This is a genomic window from Gammaproteobacteria bacterium, assembly GCA_033720895.1.
GTDB lineage: Bacteria > Pseudomonadota > Gammaproteobacteria > Natronospirales > JAJUFS01 > JAWWBS01.
The window spans coordinates 23,201-48,444 of record JAWWBS010000005.1 but is presented as its reverse complement, the minus strand read 5'-3'; the positions used below and the strand labels follow the sequence as shown (position 1 = coordinate 48,444).

Annotated in this window: 23 protein-coding genes; 19 read left to right on the top strand and 4 right to left on the bottom strand. The window is 61.6% G+C overall.

The features are described from left to right. The first annotated feature begins 8 nt into the window (after positions 1-8). The 9 genes from R3217_01845 (at position 9) to acpS (ending at position 6,817) form a co-directional block, all read left to right on the top strand. Positions 9-254, top strand: a complete 246-nt coding sequence (locus R3217_01845; protein MDX1454176.1) for a glutaredoxin family protein — start codon at positions 9-11, stop codon at positions 252-254. 85 nt (positions 255-339) lie between these two features. After that, positions 340-2,139: a translation elongation factor 4 gene (gene lepA, locus R3217_01840; protein MDX1454175.1), complete on the top strand. Its 1,800-nt coding sequence runs from the start codon at positions 340-342 to the stop codon at positions 2,137-2,139. 2 nt (positions 2,140-2,141) lie between these two features. Then, entirely contained in the window at positions 2,142-2,912 is a 771-nt protein-coding gene (lepB, locus tag R3217_01835; GenBank protein MDX1454174.1) for a signal peptidase I, read from the top strand. A 60-nt stretch (positions 2,913-2,972) separates the two neighbouring features. Next, positions 2,973-3,341: a DUF4845 domain-containing protein gene (locus R3217_01830; protein ID MDX1454173.1), complete on the top strand. Its 369-nt coding sequence runs from the start codon at positions 2,973-2,975 to the stop codon at positions 3,339-3,341. After that, a complete protein-coding gene (gene rnc, locus R3217_01825) occupies positions 3,338-4,015 on the top strand; it encodes a ribonuclease III (GenBank protein ID MDX1454172.1) in 678 nt (225 codons plus the stop codon). Before R3217_01830 ends, rnc begins: the two co-directional genes overlap by 4 nt. Continuing rightward, the gene (gene era / locus R3217_01820; GenBank protein ID MDX1454171.1) at positions 4,008-4,907 is read left to right on the top strand and encodes a GTPase Era; all 900 of its coding nucleotides are present in this window, start codon (positions 4,008-4,010) and stop codon (positions 4,905-4,907) included. The genes rnc and era overlap by 8 nt, the downstream gene beginning before the upstream one ends. Before the next feature lie 23 nt (positions 4,908-4,930). Continuing rightward, complete coding sequence (gene recO / locus R3217_01815) at positions 4,931-5,668, top strand: DNA repair protein RecO (protein MDX1454170.1); 738 nt, start codon at positions 4,931-4,933, stop codon at positions 5,666-5,668. A gap of 37 nt (positions 5,669-5,705) precedes the next feature. After that, entirely contained in the window at positions 5,706-6,437 is a 732-nt protein-coding gene (gene pdxJ / locus R3217_01810) for a pyridoxine 5'-phosphate synthase (protein ID MDX1454169.1), read from the top strand. After that, the gene (gene acpS / locus R3217_01805; GenBank protein ID MDX1454168.1) at positions 6,434-6,817 is read left to right on the top strand and encodes a holo-ACP synthase; all 384 of its coding nucleotides are present in this window, start codon (positions 6,434-6,436) and stop codon (positions 6,815-6,817) included. The genes pdxJ and acpS overlap by 4 nt, the downstream gene beginning before the upstream one ends. Positions 6,818-6,838: 21 nt before the next feature. On the opposite strand, the gene R3217_01800 is transcribed toward acpS, so the two are convergent. After that, positions 6,839-10,906: a response regulator gene (locus R3217_01800; GenBank protein MDX1454167.1), complete on the bottom strand. Its 4,068-nt coding sequence runs from the start codon at positions 10,904-10,906 to the stop codon at positions 6,839-6,841. Continuing rightward, entirely contained in the window at positions 10,899-11,243 is a 345-nt protein-coding gene (locus R3217_01795; GenBank protein ID MDX1454166.1) for an Hpt domain-containing protein, read from the bottom strand. The genes R3217_01800 and R3217_01795 overlap by 8 nt, the downstream gene beginning before the upstream one ends. Before the next feature lie 119 nt (positions 11,244-11,362). On the opposite strand from R3217_01795, the gene R3217_01790 reads away from it, so the two are divergent. From R3217_01790 to R3217_01755, 8 genes are read left to right on the top strand one after another with little or no spacing between them, the layout of a single operon-like run. After that, positions 11,363-12,142, top strand: a complete 780-nt coding sequence (locus R3217_01790) for a 3'-5' exonuclease (protein MDX1454165.1) — start codon at positions 11,363-11,365, stop codon at positions 12,140-12,142. Continuing rightward, positions 12,142-13,503, top strand: coding sequence for a 23S rRNA (uracil(1939)-C(5))-methyltransferase RlmD (rlmD, locus tag R3217_01785; protein MDX1454164.1), 1,362 nt, complete (start codon positions 12,142-12,144; stop codon positions 13,501-13,503). Before R3217_01790 ends, rlmD begins: the two co-directional genes overlap by 1 nt. 2 nt (positions 13,504-13,505) lie before the next feature. Next, the gene (locus R3217_01780) at positions 13,506-14,003 is read left to right on the top strand and encodes a CYTH domain-containing protein (GenBank protein MDX1454163.1); all 498 of its coding nucleotides are present in this window, start codon (positions 13,506-13,508) and stop codon (positions 14,001-14,003) included. After that, positions 14,000-14,515, top strand: coding sequence for a L,D-transpeptidase (locus tag R3217_01775; GenBank protein MDX1454162.1), 516 nt, complete (start codon positions 14,000-14,002; stop codon positions 14,513-14,515). Before R3217_01780 ends, R3217_01775 begins: the two co-directional genes overlap by 4 nt. Continuing rightward, positions 14,512-15,570 (top strand): beta-N-acetylhexosaminidase, encoded by a 1,059-nt coding sequence (gene nagZ, locus R3217_01770; protein ID MDX1454161.1) that lies wholly within the window; start codon positions 14,512-14,514, stop codon positions 15,568-15,570. Before R3217_01775 ends, nagZ begins: the two co-directional genes overlap by 4 nt. Positions 15,571-15,587: 17 nt before the next feature. Then, a complete protein-coding gene (locus R3217_01765; GenBank protein MDX1454160.1) occupies positions 15,588-16,697 on the top strand; it encodes a mechanosensitive ion channel family protein in 1,110 nt (369 codons plus the stop codon). Beyond that, the gene (locus R3217_01760; protein MDX1454159.1) at positions 16,694-17,260 is read left to right on the top strand and encodes a hypoxanthine-guanine phosphoribosyltransferase; all 567 of its coding nucleotides are present in this window, start codon (positions 16,694-16,696) and stop codon (positions 17,258-17,260) included. Before R3217_01765 ends, R3217_01760 begins: the two co-directional genes overlap by 4 nt. A gap of 34 nt (positions 17,261-17,294) precedes the next feature. Then, positions 17,295-18,032, top strand: a complete 738-nt coding sequence (locus R3217_01755; protein MDX1454158.1) for an S-methyl-5'-thioinosine phosphorylase — start codon at positions 17,295-17,297, stop codon at positions 18,030-18,032. Positions 18,033-18,100: 68 nt separating this feature from the next. Here R3217_01755 and R3217_01750 read toward each other — a convergent pair whose 3' ends face one another. Together R3217_01750 and mfd are read right to left on the bottom strand one after the other, a co-directional pair. Further along, a complete protein-coding gene (locus R3217_01750; protein ID MDX1454157.1) occupies positions 18,101-19,108 on the bottom strand; it encodes a CsiV family protein in 1,008 nt (335 codons plus the stop codon). 90 nt (positions 19,109-19,198) lie between these two features. Next, entirely contained in the window at positions 19,199-22,687 is a 3,489-nt protein-coding gene (gene mfd / locus R3217_01745) for a transcription-repair coupling factor (protein ID MDX1454156.1), read from the bottom strand. Between the two features lie 231 nt (positions 22,688-22,918). Here mfd and R3217_01740 point away from each other — a divergent pair, with 231 nt between their 5' ends. Both R3217_01740 and R3217_01735 read left to right on the top strand, forming a co-directional pair. Beyond that, positions 22,919-24,295 carry a GGDEF domain-containing protein gene (locus R3217_01740; GenBank protein ID MDX1454155.1) on the top strand — a complete coding sequence of 459 codons (1,377 nt, stop codon included), beginning with the start codon at positions 22,919-22,921 and terminating at the stop codon, positions 24,293-24,295. 81 nt (positions 24,296-24,376) lie between these two features. Next, positions 24,377-25,237 (top strand): cytochrome c, encoded by an 861-nt coding sequence (locus tag R3217_01735; GenBank protein MDX1454154.1) that lies wholly within the window; start codon positions 24,377-24,379, stop codon positions 25,235-25,237. Positions 25,238-25,244 lie beyond the last annotated feature (7 nt).

Here is a 25,244-nt window from a genome sequence, read left to right as displayed (position 1 = left end):
AACATGCCATGCAATTGACTCTCTATTCGCGTCCCGGCTGTCACTTGTGCGATGAAATGCGCTACCAGCTGAAGACCCTGGTGCCTGACCTTGAACTGGCAATTGTGGACATCGAAGCCGATCCCCAGCTGGAGCAACGCTTCGGCATCCGGATTCCGGTTCTATGTCAAAACGAGGACATCATTGCCGAGGGCCGGCTGGATGAGGCCGATTTCCTCGATTTCCTGGCAGGAATCGCCAAAAAAGCACCCTGAATCAATCCCTTGCGCTGGGGCTGGGGCGTTTCAGTCGGTATAATGCCCGGCTGGATTACCTCACATTCTCTTCACCAGGACCCCCATGGATCATATCCGCAATTTCTCGATCATCGCCCATATCGACCACGGAAAATCGACCATCGCCGACCGCTTCATCCAGATTTGCGGTGGCTTGAGCGATCGTGAAATGGCCGAACAGGTGCTGGATTCCATGGACCTGGAGCGCGAGCGCGGCATCACCATCAAGGCGCAGAGCGTGTCGCTGGATTACACCGCGGCCAACGGGGAAACCTACCTGCTGAATTTCATCGACACGCCGGGTCACGTGGACTTTTCCTACGAAGTCTCGCGGTCCCTGGCTGCCTGCGAGGGCGCCTTGCTGGTCGTCGACGCGGCGCAGGGCGTCGAAGCACAGAGTGTCGCGAACTGCTACACCGCCATCGACATGGACCTCGAGGTCATCCCGGTTCTCAACAAGATCGACCTGCCGGCGGCCGAGCCTGAGAAAGTGGTCGCCGAAATCGAAGACATCATCGGGCTTGATGCGCATGAAGCCATCAAGGTCAGTGCCAAGACCGGCGAGAATGTCCAGGAAGTGCTCGAGCAGCTGGTCGAGCGCGTGCCGCCACCAAAGGGCGATCCGAACGGCCCGCTGCAGGCCTTGATCATCGACTCCTGGTTCGACAATTTCGTCGGTGTCGTGTCACTGGTTCGAATCGTCAATGGCGAGCTCAAGAAAGGCGAGCGCATCAAGGTGATGTCCACCGGGAAGGATCATCCGGTCACCGAGCTTGGCCGTTACCAACCCAAGGCCACCAAGCGAACCACGTTGAAGACGGGCGAGGTCGGTTACATCATTGCCGGTATCAAGGATATCGATGGTGCTCCCGTCGGTGACACGCTGACACACCCGGACCGTCCCTGTGCCGAACGGCTGCCTGGCTTCAAGCAGGTTCAGCCACGCGTCTTTGCCGGCCTGTTTCCGGTCTCGGCCGACGATTTCGATGATCTCCGTGAAGCGCTTCGGAAGCTGAAGCTGAACGATGCAGCACTGCATTTCGAACCGGAAAATTCGAATGCGCTGGGTTTTGGTTTCCGCTGCGGTTTCCTCGGCATGCTGCACATGGAAATCGTGCAGGAGCGACTCGAGCGCGAATACGAAATCGACCTGATCACCACTGCGCCATCGGTGATCTACGAGGTCAAGATGACCGATGGTGAAACGATCACCATCGACAATCCCTCGGAACTGCCGCCGGTCAACAAGATCGAGGACGTGCTGGAACCGATCATCACTGCCAATATCCTGGTGCCCCAGGACATGGTGGGTCCGGTGATCAGCCTGTGCATCGAGAAGCGCGGCGTGCAGGAGCGCATGCATTACTCCGGTTCCCAGGTGCAGATGACCTACAAGATTCCGATGAGCGAAGTGGTACTCGACTTCTTTGACCGATTGAAGTCATGCAGTCGCGGTTTCGCATCGTTCGACTACGAGTTCTCGCATTTCGAAGCATCACCGCTGGTGAAGCTGGATGTGCTGATCAATGGCGATCGAGTGGATTCGCTGTCGGTCATCACGCACAAGGACGAGGCCTACTCGCGCGGTCGTGAACTGGTCGAGAAGATGCGCGAACTGATTCCGCGGCAGATGTTCGAGATCGCGATCCAGGCAGCGATCGGCAACCACATCGTGGCTCGCAGTACCGTCAAGGCGCTGCGCAAGAACGTGACCGCGAAGTGCTATGGCGGTGACGTCAGCCGCAAGCGCAAGCTGCTCGAGAAGCAGAAGGCCGGCAAGAAGCGCATGAAGCAGGTCGGCAAGGTCGAGATTCCGCAGGAAGCCTTCCTGGCGGTCCTGCAGGTCGGCAAGCGGGAGGGTTGACCATGGCGCGCGTGTACGCAGCTATCCTGCTCGGCCTGACCCTGTTCACCGGCCTGGTCTGGCTGTTCGACAGGCTCTACTGGAGCAAGCAGCGGGCGTTGGCCGGAGTGAACAAGGAGCCGGTGCTGGTCGAGTACTGCCGCTCCTTCTTTCCGATCCTGCTGGTCATCCTGCTGCTGCGTTCATTTGTTGCCGAGCCGTTCCGCATCCCGTCGCAGTCGATGCTGCCTACCCTGGAGCGGGGTGACTTCATCCTGGTCAGCAAGAACAGCTATGGCATCCACATGCCGGCATTCGAGTTCGAGATCATGGCGACCGGCAAGCCGGAGCGGGGCGATGTCATCGTTTTCCGCTACCCGCCCGATCCTCGCAGTGACTACATCAAGCGGGTCATCGGCCTGCCAGGCGACACCGTCACGCTGCACGGTTACAGGATCTATATCAACGGCGAAATGGTGCCGCAGGAGCGGGTAGGCGAGGCGTTCACTCCGGACGGTGATCCTGCCATACTGTTCGAGGAAACCATTGGCGACAAGCGGCACCTGGTGTATCGAATGCCGAACCGGGTTCAGCATTACGAGCGGTCTTACACGGTTCCCGCCGGGCATTATTTCGTCATGGGCGACAATCGTGACAACAGCAATGACAGCCGGATCTGGGGATACGTCCCGGAAGAAAACCTGTCCGGCAAGGCGTTTTTCATCTGGATGAACTGGGACTGGGATGCTGGCGAATGGCCGGCCTTCGACAGGATCGGGAATTCCGTGGAATAAGGGTGGTGCGACTCGCAGGCCTGCGCAGTCGCCTTGTCTCAGAAAAAGAGGGGAGTTGGCATGATCAACCGTCGACAACAACGTGGCATGACCTTCCTGGGCTACATCATCGTGCTCAGTATCATCGGCTTCTTTGCCTTGCTGGTGCTGAAGCTGGTGCCGATCTACCTGGAGCACCAGTCGGTGGTGAAGGCGCTTCGCTCGGTAGCCGATCAACCCGCCACCAGCTCGCCCGCGTCGGTGCGCAGCACCATCCAGAAGAACCTCGACATCGACAATGTCAGCGTCGTGAAGGCCAAGGATTTCAAGATCCGTCGTGCCAGTGGCGTCTCCGAGGTCTACATCGAATACGAGGCCGAGACGAACTTCGCGGGCAATGTCTACATCCTGGTCAAGTTCTCCGAGTCCGTGGAGATGGGTGGCGTTTGATCGACAGCTTGAAGAACCTGCAGCGCCGGCTGGGTTACCAGTTCCAGGAACCGGCTCTGCTGGAACGCGCCCTGACGCATCGATCGGCTGCCGGACAGAGCTACGAGCGACTTGAGTTCCTTGGCGATGCCGTGCTGGGCATGGTCATCGCCGAGGCCTTGTTCGAACAGGGACCGGAGCTGGGTGAAGGTGACCTGACCCGTCTCCGTGCCAGCCTCGTGAAGCGCGAGACGCTTGCCGAGCTGGCGCGAGATCTTGCACTGGATGGCGAGATCCGGCTGGGAGGTGGCAGCCTGAAAGCGGGCGACCATCGCCGGGATTCCATTCTCTCCGATGTCATGGAAGCGATCATCGGCGCGGTCTGCGTCGACGGCGGCAGGGATGCGGCGGCGCAATGCATTCGATCCATCTACCGGCATCGGCTCGCGAACCTGCCTGATCCGGAAACCCTGAAAGACCCCAAGACCCGATTGCAGCAGTTGCTGCAGGCACGCCAGTTGCCGCTGCCATCCTACGAGATCGTCGAAAGCAGCGGGCCCGACCACAAGCGCAGTTTCGTTGTCGAGTGCAAGGTTCCAAGCCTTGAACGCAGCTTTCGTGCCGAAGGCAGCAATCGACGCGCAGCAGAACAGGCCGCGGCAGCGCAGGCCCTCGAGGAAATCAAACATGGCTGAACAGCCGGAATTCAAGGCAGGCATCATTGCTCTTGCCGGCCGACCGAATGTCGGCAAGTCGACCTTGCTGAATGCCCTGGTCGGCCAGAAGGTGAGCATTGTCACCTCCAAGCCACAGACCACGCGCCACCGCATCATGGGCATCCGGCATGAGCCCGGTTGCCAGTTCGTGTTCGTGGACACACCAGGCATTCACCTCGGCGGCAAGAAGGCACTCAATCGCAGCCTCAACAGGGCGGCGGAGTCGGCGCTCTCGGACGTCGACTGGATCGTGTTCGTTGTCGAGGCCCTGAAGATCACGGACGAAGACCGGACGGTCCTGGAAAAGCTTGCGAGTCACGACAACGTGATCCTTGCCATCAACAAGGTCGACAAGATCAAGGACAAGGACGCCTTGCTCCCGTTCATTGCGCAGTTGAGCGAGAAGATGGCCTTCGCTGCGATCGTACCCCTGTCGGCTTTGAAGGGCAGCAACACCGAGGCCCTGCTGGCCGAGTTGCGGCCGCGCCTGGAAGAATCACCACCCTTGTTTCCGGCCGAACAAAGCAGCGACCGCGGCGAACAGTTCATGGTGGCCGAGATTGTCCGCGAGAAGCTGATGGAGCGCTTGCGAGACGAGCTGCCATATTCCCTGACCGTCACGGTCGACCAGTACGAGAATGATGGATCCATCCTGAAGATCGCTTCGACCATCTGGGTCGAGCGCGATGGCCAGAAGAAGATCGTGATTGGACAGAAAGGGGCAGCGATTAGAGCCATCGGTGCCGCTGCAAGAAGCGAGCTCGAGCAACGCCTGGATACGCGCATCTTCCTCGAGCTCTGGGTGAAGGTGAAGGACTCCTGGGCCGATGACGAACGGTCCCTTCGCCAGTTCGGTATCGACGAGCAGTAAGCCCTCGGTTCCCGACCCTTGCCATGACGGAAAAGACACGCGCCAGTCTCGAACCGGCCTACTTGTTGCACCAGTACGCCTACCGGGATTCCAGTCGGATTGCTGAATTCCTGACGCGCGAGCATGGACGGATTTCTGCGGTTGCCCGAGGCATACGACGGGCACGCTCGCGCACCGCGGGCCTGTTGCAACCCTTCCAGCCCTTGCTGGTCTCGTGGACCGGTAGAGACCTGATGACCCTGACCGGGATCGAGGGCAATGGCACTGCACCCGGCCTGAAGGGTGATGCCTTGCTGGCGGGTTTCTATGTCAACGAACTCTGCCTCAGGTTGCTGGCCAGCCATGATCCGCACCCGGAAATTTTCGATCTGTACCAGGCGTGTCTTGCCGACCTTGCCGGTCACGATGGCCAGCTGGCGATTCGCTTGCGCTATTTCGAAGCCGATCTGCTGGAGGCCCTTGGCTACGGCTTGCTGCTGGATGCAGACAAGGTTACGGGCGAAGTCGTGCAAGCCGATGCCCTGTACAGTGTCGATCCGGAAACGGGTCCGACGCGAGTGGCCGACAGCACGCAAGGGCGACTCATGCTGCAGGGCGGCGTGTTGCTGGCGCTTGGCCGTCGTGCAATAGAAACCGCTGAACAGGAGCGGCAGGCGCGGACGCTGCTGCGCGCGGCGCTGGATCGCCAGCTGGGCGGCAGGCCGCTGAAAAGCCTGGATGTGCTACGGTCGATTTACCGGCAACAGGGCGGTGACAAATGAACAGGATCAGCATCGCACAGAAAGCGGAGTGCAGGAGATGAGCAACAATACCCTAAGGCTTGGCGTGAACATCGACCATGTGGCAACACTGCGCGAGGCTCGCAAGACGGATTACCCCAGTCCGCTGGAAGCTGCCTTGCTGGCGGTGGATGCCGGCGCCGATGGCATCACCATCCACTTGCGCGAGGATCGTCGTCACATCCAGGATCACGACCTTGAAGACCTGCTTGATGCAGTCAAGGTACCGATCAACCTGGAGCTTGCCGTTACCGATGAAATGATCGGCATAGCCGTGGATAAGCGTCCAGCGCATGTCTGCCTGGTTCCCGAACGTCGCGAGGAAATCACCACCGAGGGTGGCCTCGACGTGGCGGGCAACTTCACCCGGGTCACGGAGGCCGTGCGGGAGCTTACGGCAGCTGGCTGCCGGGTCTCCCTGTTCGTCGATGCCGATCCTGCGCAGCTTGATGCGAGCGCCAGGTCCGGTGCAGCGGTGGTTGAATTGCACACGGGGTCCTACGCGAATGCCGGTGCCGACAACAAGCGGGAGCTTGAGCTGATTGCCGAGGGTGCACGCGTCGCCCACCAGGCAGGCCTGGAAGTTCATGCCGGCCACGGCCTGACCGTTCAGAATGTGGGACCGATTGCCGCGCTGCCCGAGTTGCGCGAGCTGAATATCGGCCATGCCATCATCGGACGATCGGTATTTGTCGGCCTGGCCGAGGCAATCCGTGAAATGGCGGCGGCCATGCGCGAGGCGCGGCAGTGATTTTCGGTATCGGGACGGATCTCTGCGAGATCGCGCGGATCGAGGCGGCGTACGAGCGATTTGGCGAGCATTTTCCCCGCAAGATCCTGATGCCGCGAGAACTCGAAGACTTCCAGCGCAGCAAGAACAAGGTCCGTTTCCTTGCCATGCGTTTTGCCGCCAAGGAAGCCATCGTCAAGGCGATGGGTACCGGCTTCAGGCAGGGTATCTGGTTACGGGATGTTGGCACCTACCAGGAGCCAAGTGGCAAGCCCTGTGTGATGTTTTCGGACAATGCCCGCCGCAAGTGTGACGAATTCGGAGCAGGCGAGGGCTTCATCACGCTGACCGACGAAGCCGGCATGGTTGCTGCATTCGCGGTTCTCCTCCGGAAGGCCTGAACCCGATTCCTTCGCTGCGCTTCAATGCAGGCCGCACCACTCCCTGATCAGCGCGACCAGCTCCTTTTCCTCGACCGGCTTCAACAGGTAAGCGTTGATTCCGGCTTCCGATGCGGACTGCTTGGTGCTCTGGCGGATATTCGCGCTGACGGCAATCAATGGCAGTCGTTTGAAGCCTTCCTTGCGAACCTGGCTGGCAACCTCTATGCCATTCATGTCGGGCATGTGGATGTCCAGCAGCACGCAATCGGGTGTGGCCCTGCGGATTGCTTCGATCGTCTCTGCCCCGTTGACAGTCTCCGCGACGCGCGCACCGAGCTTTTCGAGCAGGATTCTCAGGAAGTGCCGATTGATGCGATTGTCGTCGGCGACCAGGATGGAGAGCCCCTCGAACGGCGTTGTACTGCCATCGGTCGGGCCTGTCGGCCGCTCGGTACCCCTGACCACCTGCAGCATGGCTTTCACCTGCAGCTTGTGGCTTGCGATGAAAGGCAGCCAGCGGAAGCCATGTGCCTCGTCCAGTTCCGCCAGCTCGGAGCGATCGACGCTGGCAGCAAAGCCGATGCGGGGCAGATCAGGGTCGAGTCCCGACGCCAGCTGTTCTCGAACGGTATTGCTGGTCAGGTCCATGCGACCCAGCAGGACCGCCTCCAGCTGGGGGTTCTCTTCGACAACGCTCGCACCGAGATTCACAAGACGGTTTTCCAGCGCTTCCTTCATGAGCTGCGAACTGGCATGCAGGCGCACCGTCAGCCCCTCGAGAGGGTTTCCGAAGCGGTAACTGGCTTCCGGATTGCGGTCGATCTTGATCGGCGCCTTGAAATGTACGGTCGTACCCTTGCCCAGCTCCGATTCCAGCGTGATCTCGCCGCCCATTGCCGTAATGATCTTCTTCGAAATGACGAGGCCGAGGCCGGTGCCTTGCTCCGGACGACCGGTGGTCAGGTCACCGCGTTCGAATGACTGGAAGAGGCGGTCCTGCACTTCCTTCGAAATGCCGGGGCCGGTGTCCTGGATCGATGCATCGAGCACGCCATCGGAGTAGCGGGCACGAATCAGGACATATCCGGAGTGCGTGTACTTGATGGCATTGCTGATCAGGTTGATGGCCACTTGCCTGAAACGGTTCGGGTCGCCACGCAAACCGACAGGAACCGAGCTGTCCGAAATGCCGATCAGGTCGATGTTCTTCTGGTAGGCAATCGGCGCCATCATTTCCATGATGTCCGCGAAGACTTCGCGCGCGTTGAAACCCACTTCGTCGATGGTCAGCTTGCCTGCTTCGATTTTCGAAAGGTCGAGCACGTCGTCGACGACATTCAGCAGGGCGCTGCTCGAGTGATCGATGGTCCGCACGTATTCGCCCTGGGCATCGTCCAGCGGTGTCTTCTTGAGCAGGCCGATGAAACCGAGGATGCCGTTGAGCGGTGTGCGGATTTCATGGCTCATGTTGGCCAGGAACTCGCTCTTGAGACGGCTGGCATCATTGGCGCGTTCCTGTGCGGCCGCGAGCTCCACATTCTTGATTTCCAGTGCCTCGACGGCAAGGCGCAGGTCGCGAGTGGACTCCTCGACTCTTGCTTCGAGCTCGCTCAGGAAGTGCGACTTGATCTGGTCGGCTTCCCGCAAGTTGGCGGAGATGCGCCGTTCCCGTTCCAGCCGGCTTTGCAGTTTGGACCAGTAGAAGTAAAGCAGTGCAAACAGGGCGAGGGCATAACCGGTGTAAGCCCACCATGTCTGCCACCAGTGCGGAAGGACGACGAAATCCAGCCTGGCATTGGCGACATGGCCGGAACCGTCCGCGCCGCGGATGTGCAATCGGTAGCTGTCCGGATCCAGGCTGGTCAGGGTGATTTCCCGGCGACGGCCAATATCCACCCACTCATTGCTGAAACCCTCGAGCTTGAAACTGTAGCGGTTGCTGAGTGGTGTATGCAGGTCCTGCAAGCCGAAATTGAAACGCAGGATAATGTCCTCGGGCTCGAAGCGCAGCTCCCGGTCGCGTGGCCAGCGGAGCGTGCCATCCGATCTTATGCTCTCGATGTCGCCAAGGTACAGGGAGGGCGGCATGAACCGGTGAACGTCGTCATCGATGCGAAACAGTGCCGGAACGCGCGTGCCGCCGAGCCCGATCCAGCCATTTCCGATGTCGCCCAGACCGCCGGTATAGATACCCACGGAGGGGAAGCCGCTATTCGCCGATATCCGTTCGATCACCTCGAGCCTGTCGTTCAGCCGAATGATCTGCGAGGCGCTGGCAATCACCAGCTCTCCGCTGCTGGTACGGATGCCGTCCAGAAAGGACTCCTGCAAGGCCTGCTCGCTGTCAGCCAGGCTGACTGTCTCGATGGCAGTTATGCCGGTATCGTCATGCTCGGCCAGCATCAGCCCGGCATCGGTGACCAGCAGCAATTGCCTGCCCAGGGCGATGATGTTGGCGACGGTGCGCTTGTAGAGTTCGGATGCAATCTGGCTGTCTGCCGATACCGGCCGGTATTTCCATTGCTGTCGATCGAATCGCGCCATGCCGGCGAACGAGCTCAGCCATATCGTCTGGTCTACGTTTGTCAGGTTGATGAAGCGGCGATTGACTCGTACGTCACCACCGGGAAGCGGCATGCGTTCGAATGCCGAGAATCCATCGTCGGCACGCAAGCGGCCGATACCGCGCTCCAGCGAGCCGAACCAGATGTCGCCATCGATGATCGTTGGCGAGTAGCTGCCACCGCGGGCGTCATCGGGCCTGGACCACTGGCCGGTCTCGAGATCCAGCGTTTCGATCGAGTCCACCGTGGCGACAAACAGCCGGTTCTCGTGGACGAGAATGTCGTTGATGAAGAAATCGGAGGGCTGATGCACGGTTACCGGGCCGGTGACTGCCCAGCGTCCGGCCTGGAGGCTCACGGGGATTTCCAGCAATCGATTGGCGTTGCTGATCCACAGCCGATCGGCCGCGTGCGCAATCGCACGGCTGTCCGTGGGCTGGTCGGGCGAATCGCCAAGCATCGATACCAGGCGGAAGCGCTCGGCAACGGCTGGCCGCATCCAGACTCCGTCCCCGGTGCCAAGCAGCAAGTCGCCGGACGCAAGCACGGTCGCGTCCCAGACAGTGGTCGGCGGGATCTTGAAGGGTACGGCCCTGGCAGGTGTTGCCGTGTAGAGGAGGCGGTAGTCCCTGTCGTAGACCTGGCTCATGCCGCCATTCAACATTACCAGCAGTCGACCATCGCCGATGTCGGCGAGTGCCCGGTAGAAATCCGTACCGTTGGCCAGCGGATTGCTGGCAATCTTCTGCCAGTTTCCAAACGGCTGGTCGGGCTCCTGGATGTAGATGGATGATTCGAAAGCGATTGCCATGCGGCCATCGTCGAGCAGCTGCATGTCCTCGGTAACGGGTTGTTCGCCCTGCGGCCACGGCATCCTGCCAAGCAGGGCCTCGGTATCCGGGTCGAACACCACGATCTCTGTATTGGACATGGTGGCCCAGATGTTTCCCTGGCTGTCGGGAACCACCCGGTTTACCCGATTGCCACGCATGGCCGTGCCGCTGCCCCATTGGCGCAGCGGTTTCAGCGCCAGGCTTTGCGTGTCCAGCTGGAACAACCCGCTGGTGAACGTACCGATCCAGAGTTTTCCATTGCGATCGAAGGTCATCGACCAGATACGGTTGTCGAACTCCGGTACCGCCGGTGCGAGCACGGGATCGATGCGGACAAAGCGGTCGGTGCTGTCGTCGAACCGATGCACGCCGCCACCCCAGGTGCCGACCCAGATCTCGCCCTCGGGGGATTCGGCGATGGCCCGGATGAAATCGCTTTCCAGGCTGCCATCGGACTCTGCCGAGGATTCGAAGTAGACGAGCTCGCTGCCGTCGTACATTGCGAGGCGATCTTCCATGCCGATCCAGAGGCGCCCGACACTGTCTTCGAAGGTCTTGTGTACCGGGGTGCGGGTCTCAAGCAAGGGAATGCCGACACGTTCGAAGAACAGCGGATGAATGCTGGCGTCATCGCCATCTGCCGCGTCCGCGGGAAATGCCTGCAACAGGCTGAGGCCCAGCAGCAAAGCGACCCAGCGGATGTCAGTCATGCGAGTTTCCGCTCAGGAGGTCAAGGATGTCCGTGACCGAACGTTCCAGCGCATGGAGGCTGTCAGCGAGCGCTGCGGGGCTGGTTCCGGCATGCAAATCGGATTCGGTGGCGTCGGCCACTTCCTTGAGGGCGGGGAACTTGCAGAAGGCGGCGGTACCCGCCAGGCCGTGGACGGCATCGATCGCGGCCTGCGAGTCGTTGGCGGCAAAGGCCGTTTTTGCTGCCCCCAGCTGGATCGGCAGGTCTTCTGCCAGCATTTGCTGGACGGTCGGGTCCAGCCCCTTTACGGCTGCCAGCAGCTCGCTTTCGCCCTCCATGTATCGCCCCCAGGTCATCGTGCACAGTCCCCAGCGACGAATATGCCGCCTTAGAAGGGGAAGGTCAAAGCGCGTGGCAGGAGTCGTGGCGGGCCGAGGCCATCTGGTAGACTTCCTGCCTGCCAAGAGGAGGAAGCATGGGCGTTCTGGTTTTCGATATCGAAACGGTTCCGGATTTCGAGGCGGGTCGCAAGATTCATGACCTGGAGGGACTGGATGATGCCGAGGTCGGCAAGGCCATGCTGCATCTGCGGCGGCAACAGACCGGCCACGAGTTCCTGCCACATCACCTGCACAGGGTCGTCGCGATTTCCTGCGTCATGGCCAGTCATGACAGCGTCAAGGTCTGGTCGCTGGGCGAGCAGGACGCAGGCGAAGCGGAGCTGGTGACCCGTTTCTTCGATGGTATCGACCGCTTTACGCCGGACCTGGTCAGCTGGAACGGTTCGGGTTTCGACCTGCCGGTGCTGCACTACCGTGCCATGGTGCATGGTATCGCCGCCCCGCGTTACTGGGAGGTCGGTGACGAGGACCGTGATTTCAAATGGAACAATTACCAGAGCCGTTTTCACTGGCGGCACCTCGACCTCATGGATGTGCTCGCCGGCTTCCAGATGCGAGCCAATGCCAAGCTGGACCAGGTCGCCATGCTGTGCGGGTTCCCGGGCAAGCTCGGCATGGATGGCTCCAAGGTCATGGATACCTGGCTGGGTGGCGATCTGCAGGCGATCCGTGATTACTGTGAAACGGATGTCTTGAATACCTACCTGGTCTACCTGCGCTTCGAGCGCATGCGCGGCAAATTGTCGTCGGCCGAGGAGGCCGCGCGCCAGGGTCTCCTGAAGGAATGGTTGCAGGGAGAAGGCAAGCCGCACTTCGACGAGTTCCTGGCCACCTGGGAAGGGATGAGCGACTGATGCCGCGCAAACCAGCAACGAATCGTGCCTCGGACGGGGCACCGCGCCAGCCGAAAGTGTTCACCGAGGTGATCGAGGACCTCAGCCATGACGGCCGGGGTGTTGCCCGTATCGAGGGCGGCAAGACGGTTTTCGTGAGCGGTGCGCTGCCGGGCGAGACCGTGACCTTTGTTCGTCGCAAGAAACACCGGCGCTTCGACGAAGGCGAGGCGACCGAAATCGAAAACCCGTCGCCTGACCGCGTCGAACCGGAATGCCCGCATTTCGGCGTCTGCGGTGGTTGCAGCCTGCAGCACCTCGCGCCCGCTGCGCAGATCGATGCCAAGCAGAAAGTCCTGGCTGACAATTTCGAGCGCCTCGGCAAGGTCGACCCGGAGAGCTGGCTCGAACCCCTGATCGCGGATCAATGGGGTTATCGACGCCGGGCTCGCCTGGGGGTCAAGTGGGTGAAGAAGAAGGGCAAGGTCCTGGTGGGCTTTCGCGAGCGCCATGCGCCTTTCATTGCGGAGCTGGAAAGCTGCAAGGTGATTGCCCCGGAGATCGGCGAGAAGCTGACGGACTTTGGCGAGCTGATCGGTGCACTGTCCATCCCGGACCGCATTCCGCAGCTCGAGGTGTCGGTCGCCGAAAATGCCACGGCCGTAGTCGTTCGCCACCTGGATCCCTTGACTGAGGACGACCTGTCGAAGCTGGCCGATTTCGGGCGCGAACATGGTATCCGCTTCTATCTCCAGTCCAAGGGGCCGGATACCATCGTGCCACTGGAGCCGGATGCCGATACGCCATTGCGCTATTCGATACCGGCCGAGTCACTGGCATTCGAGTTCCTGCCGAGCGACTTCATCCAGGTCAATGCGTCGTTGAACAATGCCATGGTGGCGCATGCGCTGGGTTTGCTCGAGCTGCAGGGTACCGAGTCGGTACTGGACCTGTTCTGCGGCCTGGGCAATTTCACCCTGCCACTGGCGCGCCACGCAGCCACCGTCACCGGTGTCGAGGGAGACGATGGCCTGGTGAACCGGGCGCGTGACAATGCTCGCGCCAATGGACTCGGTAATGTCGATTTCCACGTCGCCAACCTGTTCGAGCCGATCGAGGATTTCGAATGGGCTCGCAGGCAGTACGACGTGCTGGTGCTGGACCCGCCGCGGGCCGGCGCCGAGGCCGTCTGCCATTCGGTCGAGCGCTTTGCCGCCGACACCATCCTGTACGTGTCCTGCCACCCGGGTTCGCTGGCAAGGGATGCGGGCATCCTGGTCAACGAGAAGGGCTATCGCCTGGTCAAGGCGGGTGTCATGGACATGTTCCCGCACACGGCCCATGTCGAGTCGATTGCGCTGTTCCGTCGCGAGGTGGCCTGAGCATGGCGACCGAGATCGAGCGCAAGTTCCTGGTGACCGGCGATGCCTGGCGCCAGCTGGTCGAGCGCGAGGCCTTCATGCGGCAGGGATACTTCAACCAGCCGCGGGAGAATGGCGAGCGCGCCTCGGTCCGTATTCGGCTGGCGGGTGACGAAGCCTTTCTCAATATAAAGAGCGCGGAGGAAGGAACCACCAGGACAGAGTTCGAATACGGCATTCCGGTACCGGATGCGGTGGCCATGCTGGACGAGCTCTGCCTGCAACCCTTGATCGAGAAAGTTCGCTACTGGGTGCCATGGGAAGGCCTGTATTTCGAGATCGACGTCTTCCAGGGGCGCAATGCCGGCCTGACAGTCGCTGAACTGGAGCTTCCGACGGCCGATCATGTGGTCAGCCTGCCGGAATGGATCGGCAGAGAGGTCAGTGACGACTATCGCTATTACAATACGGCTTTGGCCAGGCGGCCTTACGATGAATGGACGACGGACGCGGAAGCATGAGACCTGACCTCGAATTGCATGTCGATATCGCCAGCCAGCGTCTCAGTGTCGAGAGTGGTGGCGAGGAAATCGCGAGCTATCCCGTGTCCACGGCCCGCAATGGCGCCGGTGAACAGGATGGCAGCTTCTGCACGCCGCGAGGACGGCACCGTGTGGCCGAGAAGTTCGGTGGCGATGCACCGCTCAATGCCGTGTTCGTCGGGCGCGCCGCAACGGGAGAGACCTGGTCCCCGGAGCTTGCCATTGCGCATCCCGATCGCGACTGGATCCTGACACGCATACTCTGGCTCGAGGGCACGGAAGACGGCTTCAACCGGGGAGGTGCTGTCGATTCCCGCCAGCGCTATATCTACATTCACGGTACGCCGGATTCCGAGCCGATGGGCGAGCCCGCCTCCCATGGCTGCATCCGCATGCGCAACGCGGATGTGGTCGAGCTGTTCGATTTCGTGCCCGTTGGTTGCCCGGTCATCATCCACGAGAGACGATTCGACCGCGTGGGTGAGCAATGAGCCTCGGACCACTGCTGGTTGATATTGCCGGACACGAACTCGACGAGGAGGACCTGCGGGTCCTGAAACACCCGCTGGTCGGTGGCGTCATCCTGTTTACCCGGAATTTCGCGAGCATCCAGCAGCTCGAAGGCCTGGTAAAGGCGATCCACGATGTGCGCAGTCCGCGCTTGCTGGTCACCGTCGATCACGAAGGTGGCCGGGTGCAGCGCTTTCGCGAGAGCTTCACGGTGTTGCCGCCCGCGCGGGCCTTCGGTGAAGCCTGGCGCCAGGACGAGAAGGATGGCCTGGCGCTGGCAGAGCGGGGTGGCTGGCTGATGGCCAGCGAATGCCTGGCGGCAGGGATCGATCTCAGTTTTGCGCCGGTGCTCGACCTCGATCTTGGTATCAGTTCCATCATCGGGGACCGGGCCTTCCATCGCAGCGTCGACGGGGTCAGTCGCCTGGCCAGCGCCTGGATGCGTGGCATGAAACAGGCCGGCATGGTCGCAACGGGCAAGCATTTCCCCGGCCATGGTGGCATCGCCGGCGATTCGCACCTGGTGCTGCCGGTCGATACGCGACCCCTGGCCGATCTCGAACAACGTGACATGGTCCCGTTCCGACGCCTGATTGCCAACAACATTGCGGCGATCATGATGGCCCACGTGGTCTATCCGGATGTCGACGATCTGCCCGCCAGTTTTTCGCGTCGCTGGATTGGCGAGCAGTTGCGGGGACGGCTGGGCTTCAAGGGGGCGGTCTTCTGCGATGACCTGAGCATGGAAGGTGCGGTCGGCATCGGCAGTTATGCAGATCGTGCGCGCCTTGCCCTGGAGGCAGGCTGCGACATGCTGCCGGTCTGCAACAATCGTGCTGGCGTGCTGGAGATACTGGACAGCGGCATCGAGCATGATGATCCGGCCAGCGCCCTGCGGCTGGCGCGACTGCACGGTCGCACCGGCGACGGCCTGGAGCGACTGCAAGGTACCGCCGAGTGGCAAGCGGCGCAGCAAGCGGTCGGCCGCCTGGACAGCGGTGGGCAGCAGCTGACCCTGGGTGAACAGCAGGACTGATATCAAGGAGCAAGGCAATGGCAGTCGAGAAGTGGCTTGAAGAGCTTGTCAGCATTCCCGGTGGCTGGGGGCTGACAGGGCAGGTATTCATCATCATCTTCCTGGCGCTGGTTGCAGAGCTGGTGCAGCGAGTCATCCTGAATCGCATGCATCGCAAGGCCGAAAAGACGCGCACACCCTGGGACGACGCCTTGCTCGGTTCGGTTCGCAAGCCATTGTCGGCATTGATCTGGCTGGTCGGTATCTCGCTGGCCGCCGAAATCATTGCGCGACAGTCCGACGCAGCGCTGTTCGATTACATCCAGCCGGCGCGCGAGCTTGGCCTGATTGCGATCGTGACCTGGTTCGTGCTGCGTTTCATCGGTCGCGCCGAGCGCACCATCATGAAGTACTCGCAGCATTACGACTCCGATATCGACCAGACGGCGGTCGACGCCGTTGCCAAGCTGCTGAAGGCCACCGTGGCCATCACGTCGGGCCTGGTGGTCCTGCAAACCCTCGGGGTCAGCATTTCCGGCATTCTTGCCTTTGGCGGTGTCGGTGGCATTGCCGTCGGCTTTGCCGCTCGCGACATGCTGGCGAATTTCTTCGGCAGCCTTACCATCTACCTGGACAAGCCTTTCAAGGTCGGTGACTGGGTGCGTTCCCCGGACCGTGAAATCGAGGGCACGGTGGAGAAGATCGGCTGGCGCTCCACCCGCATTCGCACGTTCGACCAGCGACCGCTCTACATCCCCAACGCCGCATTCACGACCATTGTCGTCGAGAATCCATCCCGCATGCTGAACCGGCGTATCAATGAAACGGTCGGCATTCGCTACGATGACTATGCCGCGATCAGGGAGATCGTCGACGACATCCGACAGATGCTGGAACAGCATGCCGATATCGACCAGGACCGCACCTTGATCGTGAATTTCCTGAGCTTCGGCGGATCGTCGCTGGACATCATGGTTTACTGCCTGACCCGAACCATCAACTGGGTCGAATTCCACGCCGTGAAGCAGGACGTGCTGCTGAAGATCGGCGATATCATCGAAGGCCATGGTGCCGAGATCGCCTTTCCGACGAGAACCCTGCACCTGGCATCACAGGTCGCTACGGTGCCGGAGGGTGCGTCGCAATGAACGGCACTGTCACGCTCGAGCACCTCGAGGAAGTACGGCGGCGTTCCGACTGCCTGCACGATGCCGCGGCAGTCCGCGGGGCCGTTGCCGACATGGCTGGCGCGATCAACGCTGCCATGGAGCCGAAGGTCGATACCCTGGTAATGCCGATCATGAACGGCGGCCTGGTTCCGGCCGGTTGGTTGCTGCCGTTGTTCGACTTTCCGTTCGAGCTCGACTACCTGCATGCCAGCCGCTACCGTGGTGAAACACAGGGTGGCCAGCTGCAGTGGCTGAAGCCGCCGGCCGTGGGCCTCGAAGGTCGAGAGCTGCTGCTGATCGACGACATCCTCGACGAGGGCGTCACCTTGAAACTGATTGTCGAGGCCTGCCGGCAGCAGGGCGCGGCCAGCGTCCGTACGGCCGTGCTGGCGCGCAAGGACCATGACAGGAATGTCGGCTTCGAAGCGGATTTCGTCGGACTGGAGGTGGAAGATCGCTACGTGTTCGGTTGCGGCATGGATTACCGCAATCATTTTCGCCAGCTACCGGCGATTCATGCCTTGCCGGATGACATGCTGTGACCAGTGAGGACTTTCCAATGCGAGGATGGCAGGAATGAGCGAAATCGGGATTATCGGAGGCACCGGGTTGACCCGCTTGCCGAACCTCGAAGTCACGCGGCGCGAGGTGGTGGCAACGCCCTATGGCGAAGCATCGGCGCCGCTGGTGCATGGTGTGCTGGCCGGCAGGGAGGTGGTCTTTCTCGCCCGTCATGGTTACAGCCACACCATTCCACCGCACCAGGTGAATTACCGTGCCAATGTCTGGGCCTTGCACAAGATCGGCGTCGAGCGGGTCGTGGCGGTCGCCGCAGTAGGCGGCATTCGTGCCGACATGGCGCCGGGCAACATTGCCTTTCCCGACCAGATCATCGATTACACCTATGAACGTGCCCAGACCTTTTTCGACTCCGATCTCGACGAAGTCGTGCACGTGGATTTTACCGAGCCGTACTGCCCGGATTGTCGCGGCACCCTGATTGCCGCGGCTGAGAAGGAGAAGCTTGGCGCCATCGGCGATGGCTGTTACGGAGCGGCCCAGGGTCCGCGACTGGAAACGCGCGCCGAGGTCGACCGCCTGGAGCGCGACGGGTGTGCCATGGTCGGCATGACGGGCATGCCGGAGACCGTTCTGGCGCGCGAACTCGGCATTTCCTACGCCTGCTGTGCGGTCATCGTCAACTGGGCGGCTGGTCGAGGGGAGTTGGATATCCATGCCGACATCGAAGCCCACCTGGACAGTGGCATGGAGAAGGTCGGCAGGTTGCTGGCGGCCGCCTTGCCGGACCTCTAGTACGACTGGCTGCTGCGCAAGCGTGATCAGCAAAAAGCCCGGCGATGCCGGGCTTTTCTTCAAGTTGCTTACCGTGCGGTGTCGCTGTCCGGCGGGATCTCGATTTCCCGCGGCGTGATGGTCAGGATCATGCCGTACAGGGGATGGTCGAAGTAGTGGATTTCGCGACTGCGCAGGCGACGCTTTTCGGCCAGTCTGAATCCTTCGAACAGGACTTCTTCCGGTTCCAGCGACAGGATCTCGGCTTCCTCCAGTGTCAGCTCGCCACGTGCGAGCGATTCGAGAATCTCCTGGCGGCGCGTGTCGCGTTCCGATGCTTTCTGCTGCACGTAGTCTTCCGTGGCCAGCGTTGCGTTCTTGATGATTTCCGGATTGATGTCGTTGGGCAGGTAAAGCAGGTCTGCCTGAACATGCAGGTAGGTCTTGAGATAGACCAGCAGGGAGCCATCCAGCGGGCGCTTGTAATCGGGTCGCTGGTTCTCTTCTGCCATGTCGCCATCCGTCGGATCATCGTCGCGTCCAGCTCCTTCGACGCTTTGCAGGCGCTCGTTGACCGGGAACTGCTCGAAACGGTTGTCGCTCGATGCCGCTTCGTCTTCCAGCTGCTCGTCTTCCGGCTCGAAGGCGCCGGGCAGGGTGATGCGCATCGGCCTGGCGTCCTCCAGTGACGTGCCTGGCTGCGTCCAGGCCGCGTGCAGCAGCGGCGTGTAACGCGAGGAACGCGCGAGCGAGTCGGCAATGCCCTGCATCTGCAACTGCTCGTCATCCAGCGGCACGTAGGCCTCGGGCAGGTAGTCTTCTGCGACGGCTGGCGACGTCTCGTCGCTCGTCATGTCGACTTCTCCGAACAGGGCCTGCAAGCCATCGATATCCGGGCTGCCTGTATCTGCCGGCCAGGTCTCGTCACTGCGCGGATTGTTCTGCTGGAAGATGATGAACTCGACGTCATACCAGGTGATGGTTTCCGCCTCGCTGGCGGGCACGCCGGCGGACACCGGTCCGCTGGCAAGCAGGGCAATCCAGGCCACGGCCAGGAGGCCGGTTACGGGTCGTGAACGTACGTACGGCGATGACATCAATGTTCATCCTCTTTCTGTGCATGACATGGCCTGTTCGGCCGACCAGCAGTGTAACGACTGGCGGCTGTGCCTGCACCTGCAGGCCGGTCAGGCATTGCTGGCACGGTCCAGCTGGCTGGGCGACAGGGTTGCAAGCAGGCGCTCGACAAAGTCGATGCGCTCGTCCAGGTCCAGCAGCTCGGTCTTGAAGCGCAGCTTTTCCTCGCCATCCAGCTTGAACACGGAAGGCTGAGTCTGCACCAGCTTGATGATCTCCAGCGGCTCGATGGAAGGATTTTTGGTGAAGACAAGTCGACCACCGCCATCGGCGGCCTCGATCTTGCGGATCCCCAGCGGTGCCGCTTTCAGCTTCAGCGCGGTAATCCGGAACAGGTTCTTCGCGGGCTCCGGCAGCAGGCCGAAACGATCGATCATTTCCACCTGCAGTTCGTCCAGCGCTTCTTCGCTTGCTGCCGAGGCGATGCGCTTGTACATCACCAGGCGCATGTGCACATCGGGCACGTAGTCATCCGGGAGGATGGCCGGCACCTTGAGATCGACCTCGGGGCCATGGTCCAGCGGCGCTTCGAGATCCGGCGTTTCACCGTCCTTCAGGGCCTTGACGGCGCGCTCCAAGAGCTCGGTATATAAAGTGAAGCCGACTTCCTGGATCTGGCCGGACTGGCCTTCACCCAGCAATTCGCCCGCTCCACGGATTTCGAGATCGTGGGTTGCCAGGGTAAAGCCGGCACCCAGGTCTTCAAGGGATTCGATGGCTTCCAGCCGCTTGACCGCATCTGCTGTCAGCACGGCCTTGGGCGGCGTCAGCAGGTAGGCATAGGCGCGATGATGCGAGCGACCAACGCGGCCGCGCATCTGGTGCAGCTGAGCCAGGCCGAACTTGTCGGCACGGTTGATGACGATGGTGTTGGCGGTGGGCACGTCGATGCCGGATTCAATGATGGTGGTGGCCAGCAATACATTGAAACGCCGGTGGTAGAAATCCAGCATCACCTGTTCCAGTTCGCTCTCCCGCATCTGGCCATGGGCAACACGCACCTCGGCTTCCGGTACGAGCTCGCGTACCCGGTGTGCGAACTTCTCGATGGTCTCGACCTCGTTGTGCACGAAGTAGGCCTGGCCACCGCGCTTGATCTCGCGGAGGATGGCCTCGCGGATCAATGCATCGTTCCATTCCGACACGAAGGTCTTCACCGACAGTCGTTCCATCGGCGGCGTGGCGATGATGGAAAGGTCGCGAATGCCGGACAGTGACATGTTGAGCGTGCGCGGAATCGGCGTGGCCGTGAGGGTCAGGACGTCGACTTCGGCGCGCAGGCGCTTGAGCTTCTCCTTGTGACGAACGCCAAAGCGATGTTCCTCGTCGATGATGACGAGGCCGAGATCCTTGAATCGTGCCTGGTCCGAAAGCAGTCCGTGGGTGCCGACCACGATGTCCAGCTGGCCGGACTCCATGCCGTCGAATACCGCGTTCTTTTCCTTCTGCGTCCGGAAACGACTGTGCACGCCGATCTTTACGGGCCAGTCGGCAAATCGGTCTCGGAAGGTCTGGTAATGCTGCTGTGCGAGCAGGGTCGTCGGCACCAGCATGGCGACCTGCTTGCCGCCCTGCACGGCGACGAAGGCTGCGCGCATTGCCACTTCGGTCTTGCCGAAACCGACATCCCCGCAAACCAGTCGGTCCATGGGTTGCGCGGAGGTCATGTCCTTGACGACGCCGTTGATGGCCCCGGTCTGGTCGATGGTTTCATCGAAGGGGAAGTCATCACAGAACGCCTGGTAGTCCTCCTGCGTCAGCCGGTACTGATGGCCTTTGCGGGCGGCCCGTCGCGAGTAGATGTCGAGCAGTTCGACCGCCGCGTCCCGGGCTTTTTCGGCCGCGCGCTTCTTGGCCTTCGACCATTGTTCCGAGCCCAGTCGGTGCAAGGGTGCGGATTCCGGTGATGTGCCCGTGTACCGCGAAATCAGGTGCAGGGCATGGACGGGCACATAGAGCTTGTCACCGCCGGCATACTCCAGCGTCAGGAATTCGGTCTGGCTTTCACCGATATCCAGTGCCTTCAGGCCGCGGTAGCGGCCCACGCCATGCTCCTCGTGCACGACCGGCGAGCCTACGGCGAGATCGGTAAGGTCGCGGATGATGGTGTCCGGATCGCGGACCGCGCGGCGCCGGCTGCGGGTCCGGGCGCGTTCGCCGAACAGCTGGGGCTCGGCAATGACGGAGATGCCCTGCCGGGGCAGGTGGATGCCTTCCTGCAAGGGGGCAACGCAGACCACGACCGGCGCATCGCTGGCCAGGAATTCGGGCCAGCTGGCCACTGTCTGGGGATCCAGCTTGCGCTTCTTCAGGAGGTCCAGCAGGGTTTCGCGCCGGCCGGTCGACTCGGCTACGAACAAGGCACGGCCACCCGCACCATTGAAGGAAGCGAGGAAATCGAGCAGCAGGCGCGCGGGTTCTTCCTGGCGGGAGTTGAGACGCAGCTCCGGGGGTTGCACGGAATCGAAATTGTGTCCGTTCGAGGCGTCCAGCAGTTCGAAGGAATGGATGTCGACACCGGGCAGCGCGGCAAGCTGCGATTTTGCTTCGTCCGGCGCCACGGCGATTTCGGCCGGCGCCAGCAGCGGGCGCTCGATATCGCCATGGCGTTGCTCGTAACGGTCCTCGATCTGCGCCCAGGCTTCGTCCAGTGCCGCATCGACCGTATCGAAGCGGCAGGCAACCACCGCGGCAGGCAGGTAGTCGAACAATGTCGATGTCTGCTCGAAAAACAGCGGCAGGTAGTACTCCACACCTGACGGTGCATTGCCGTCGGTCACGGCCTTGTAGACCTGGCTGCGCGACGGATCGCCTTCGAAGCGCGCTCGGTAGCGGGTTCGGAAAGCCTTTATCGCTTCCGGGTGGAGCGGGAACTCGCGGGCTGGCAGCAGGCGGATCTTGTCCAGCTTCTCCAGCGACAGCTGGGTGTCCGGATCGAAACTGCGAATGGTTTCGATTTCATCATCAAACAGGTCGAGGCGAAATGGCAGCTCCGAGCCCATGGGGAAAATGTCGACCAGCGAGCCGCGTACCGCGAACTCGCCATGCTCCATGACCTGGGAAACACGGGAATAACCAGCGCTTTCGAGCCGGCTGCTCAAGGCCTCGAGGTCGATCGCGTCGCCGACGTCCATCAGGAAGCTTTCGCCATCCAGCCACTCCCGCGGCGCGATTCGCTGCAACAGGGTGCCGGCTGCCACCAGGATGACGCCTTGCTGCAGGGTCTCCAGGCGATTCAGCGTGGCGAGCCGACGGGAAACGATGTCCTGGTGCGGTGAAAAGACATCGTAGGGCAGGGTCTCCCAGTCCGGCAGCGGTACCACCGGCAGCTCGCTGCCGGCCAGCAGGAAACCGAGCTCGGCCTCCAGGCGCTCGACGTCACGGGCACTGGAGCAGACCACCAGCAAGGGCCGGCCGCTGTGGCGGGCCGCCTCAGCGATAGCCAGCGCCGGCGCGGCACCGTACAGCTGGCCCCAGGCCCGTTGTTCTGGTCCTTGTGCCGGGAGCTGCAGGTCGACACCGTCTTTAAAAAATACCATTATAAACAATCACCTGAAGAGGATATTTAAAGTCAATTATCTTTATTGGGAAACGCAAAAGTGCGCCCCCGGCAGGGCCGGGCGCGAGGCGCGAACAGTATAACGCTTCGGTACAATGGCGGCGATCGTGGTCGGCGGTATCCTCATCCCGTTTTCTTTGGCTATTATTATTGTTAAATGGAACACCAGCGAGCGATCGGCAGGACGGGCCGGTCTGTGTGAGAGACAAGCATGCGTAAACTCGATCAACTGGATGCCATACAACGGCTGGATCCCTACTTGCTGGCGCGCTGGATCCGCGCCAAGCGGGTCATGCTGGCCTGCAGCGGCGTGTTGTCCGTCACGGTCCTGCTGGGCTGGCTGTTCCCGGTCGTGGGGGATGGATTGCCGGCAGGCTGGGAGCACATGAAGGTCAGCACGGCCCTGTCGGTCCTGCTGGGGATTTCAGCCGTTCTCGTGATCCAGCCGGGTGTGGATCGCCAGCGCAAATTCAAGGGCCGGGTGCTTCTGCTGTTGATGATGGTGCTGGCGGGCTCCGCGCTGCTGACCCATTGGCGCGCGGCGCCGGGCCCCCTGGAAACCTTTCTTGCGAGGGGCGATGCGACCGAGCTGCCAGGGACCATGTCCATGCAAACGGCGGTCTTCATGCTGCTGTTCAGCCAGGTGATCTGGATCGAGTGGACGGCGACGGGCGTGATGGGAAAGCTTGCCGATGCCGTGACCTTTCTCCTGTTCCTGATGCTGGTGCTGTTCCTGTGTGGTTACCTGTTTGGAAGCTACGAGTTCATCAGCAGCCGCGAGACACTCAAGGTCAGCGTGCCCACCTGGTTCTGCATGGCCAGCCTGAGTTTCGTAGCCATCACGCGACGTGTCCGGTCACCGTTATTCTCGGTGGTAGTGGGCAAGGGTGCGGGTTCGCGGACGGCGCGACTCATTGCGCCTGGCCTGACCCTGGCGCCCCTGCTGGTGATCTTTCTCGTCGAGCGGGCCATTGCAGGTGGCCAGCTGAGCATGGCGCAGGGTGCGTCGGTGGCTGCAACGTTCCTGGTGGCCGGTGGCTTCCTGTTCGTGTTCTGGGTGGGTCGCAAGATCAATTCCTACGAGGACGAACTGCGCATGCTGGCGATGGTGGACTCGCTCACCCAGCTCAGCAATCGACGTGGCCTCGAGCTGGTGGGAGAGCCCTTGTTTCGCGATGCATTGCGGAACCGGCGGGAACTGCAGCTGATGTTCTTCGACCTGGACGGACTGAAACGTGTCAACGACCGCCTCGGTCATGAGGCGGGCTCTTCCCTGATCATGACGTTTTCCGAGCAGCTTGGCCTGGCCTTCGCCGAGGCCGATCTCGTGGCACGGATAGGCGGGGACGAATTTGTCGCCCTTGGCGACCCGGCGGTGCTGGCATCCGCACTCGCGGATCTTCATGGTCGGCTGGCGCGCATCAATGCTGGCGAGGACCGCAGCTACGACATCGAATTCAGCGCAGGCACCTCGACGCTGGGCGAGCCTGGCAGGGGACGTCGGAGCTTCGCGACCTTGCTGGAGGAGGCGGACCAGGCAATGTATCGCGACAAGCGCCGCAAGCAGGTGTCTCGCTCGCGGATCTGAATTCACCCCTCCCGTCAGTCGTTCTACTACGCTTGGTTGATCGATCATCCGGCAATGTGCCGCCGGGAGGGAATGATGGCAATGGCGAAAGCACGGCTCTTCAAGGTCCTGCGCTGGTCGGGCGGCGGGCTGCTCGCAATGGCTCTGCTTGCGGTGCTGCTTGTCTACGGACTGTCCCAGCGGGTCATTGCCACGAAGTACGACGTGCAGGGGCAGGACCTGGCCTTGCCGACCTCTCCGGAGGCCTTGCTGCTGGGCGAGAAAATTGCCAGGACCCGCGGTTGTGTCGGTTGCCACCGTTCCGACGCAGGTGGCCGCCAGTTCATCGATGACTGGAAGCTGGCGAGCGTGGCTGCGCCGAACCTGACGCAACTGGTCCACGAGCGCAGTGTCGCCGAGCTGGATCGGAGCATACGGCAGGGCGTGCGCGACGATGGGCGCAGCGTCATCATCATGCCGTCTGCCATGTATCACCAGCTGGCAGATGCGGAAGTGGCAGCGGTCATTGCCTGGTTGCGAACATTGCCGCGCATCGAACGTGACTTCGGCGAGCGTTCCTTCGGTCCGCTGGCCCGGCTCGGCTTCGCACTGGGAGATTTCAAGACCGAGCGCATGGTGATACCGGAATACCCGCCACTCGATGCCTCGACCTCCGATCCGGTCGGGAAGGGGAAGTACCTTGTCCACACGACCTGCACCGAGTGTCACGGTGCTGATCTCGGTGGGAAGAATCGTCCACGCGCGCCGGATCTCGTGGTTGCGGCAGCCTACTCACCCGACAACTTCTCGACCCTGTTGCGCGAGGGGCTCGCGCAGGGTGGCAAGGAGCTGAAATTGATGAAGACGGTTGCCTTGACGCGCTTTGCCTACTTCGATGACGAGGAGATTGCCGCCATCCACGCTTACTTGAGTTCGCCTGAATTCCTGGCGACCCGCCAGTGAAGCGGCC

Coding starts and splice junctions, on each gene's coding strand:
- R3217_01845 (MDX1454176.1), top strand. CDS start 9: ATGCAATTGACTCTCTATTCGCGTCCCGGCTGTCACTTGTGCGATGAA.
- lepA (MDX1454175.1), top strand. CDS start 340: ATGGATCATATCCGCAATTTCTCGATCATCGCCCATATCGACCACGGA.
- lepB (MDX1454174.1), top strand. CDS start 2,142: ATGGCGCGCGTGTACGCAGCTATCCTGCTCGGCCTGACCCTGTTCACC.
- R3217_01830 (MDX1454173.1), top strand. CDS start 2,973: ATGATCAACCGTCGACAACAACGTGGCATGACCTTCCTGGGCTACATC.
- era (MDX1454171.1), top strand. CDS start 4,008: ATGGCTGAACAGCCGGAATTCAAGGCAGGCATCATTGCTCTTGCCGGC.
- recO (MDX1454170.1), top strand. CDS start 4,931: ATGACGGAAAAGACACGCGCCAGTCTCGAACCGGCCTACTTGTTGCAC.
- pdxJ (MDX1454169.1), top strand. CDS start 5,706: ATGAGCAACAATACCCTAAGGCTTGGCGTGAACATCGACCATGTGGCA.
- R3217_01800 (MDX1454167.1), bottom strand. CDS start 10,906: ATGACTGACATCCGCTGGGTCGCTTTGCTGCTGGGCCTCAGCCTGTTG.
- R3217_01795 (MDX1454166.1), bottom strand. CDS start 11,243: ATGACCTGGGGGCGATACATGGAGGGCGAAAGCGAGCTGCTGGCAGCC.
- R3217_01790 (MDX1454165.1), top strand. CDS start 11,363: ATGGGCGTTCTGGTTTTCGATATCGAAACGGTTCCGGATTTCGAGGCG.
- rlmD (MDX1454164.1), top strand. CDS start 12,142: ATGCCGCGCAAACCAGCAACGAATCGTGCCTCGGACGGGGCACCGCGC.
- R3217_01780 (MDX1454163.1), top strand. CDS start 13,506: ATGGCGACCGAGATCGAGCGCAAGTTCCTGGTGACCGGCGATGCCTGG.
- R3217_01775 (MDX1454162.1), top strand. CDS start 14,000: ATGAGACCTGACCTCGAATTGCATGTCGATATCGCCAGCCAGCGTCTC.
- nagZ (MDX1454161.1), top strand. CDS start 14,512: ATGAGCCTCGGACCACTGCTGGTTGATATTGCCGGACACGAACTCGAC.
- R3217_01765 (MDX1454160.1), top strand. CDS start 15,588: ATGGCAGTCGAGAAGTGGCTTGAAGAGCTTGTCAGCATTCCCGGTGGC.
- R3217_01760 (MDX1454159.1), top strand. CDS start 16,694: ATGAACGGCACTGTCACGCTCGAGCACCTCGAGGAAGTACGGCGGCGT.
- R3217_01755 (MDX1454158.1), top strand. CDS start 17,295: ATGAGCGAAATCGGGATTATCGGAGGCACCGGGTTGACCCGCTTGCCG.
- R3217_01750 (MDX1454157.1), bottom strand. CDS start 19,108: ATGTCATCGCCGTACGTACGTTCACGACCCGTAACCGGCCTCCTGGCC.
- mfd (MDX1454156.1), bottom strand. CDS start 22,687: ATGGTATTTTTTAAAGACGGTGTCGACCTGCAGCTCCCGGCACAAGGA.
- R3217_01740 (MDX1454155.1), top strand. CDS start 22,919: ATGCGTAAACTCGATCAACTGGATGCCATACAACGGCTGGATCCCTAC.
- R3217_01735 (MDX1454154.1), top strand. CDS start 24,377: ATGGCGAAAGCACGGCTCTTCAAGGTCCTGCGCTGGTCGGGCGGCGGG.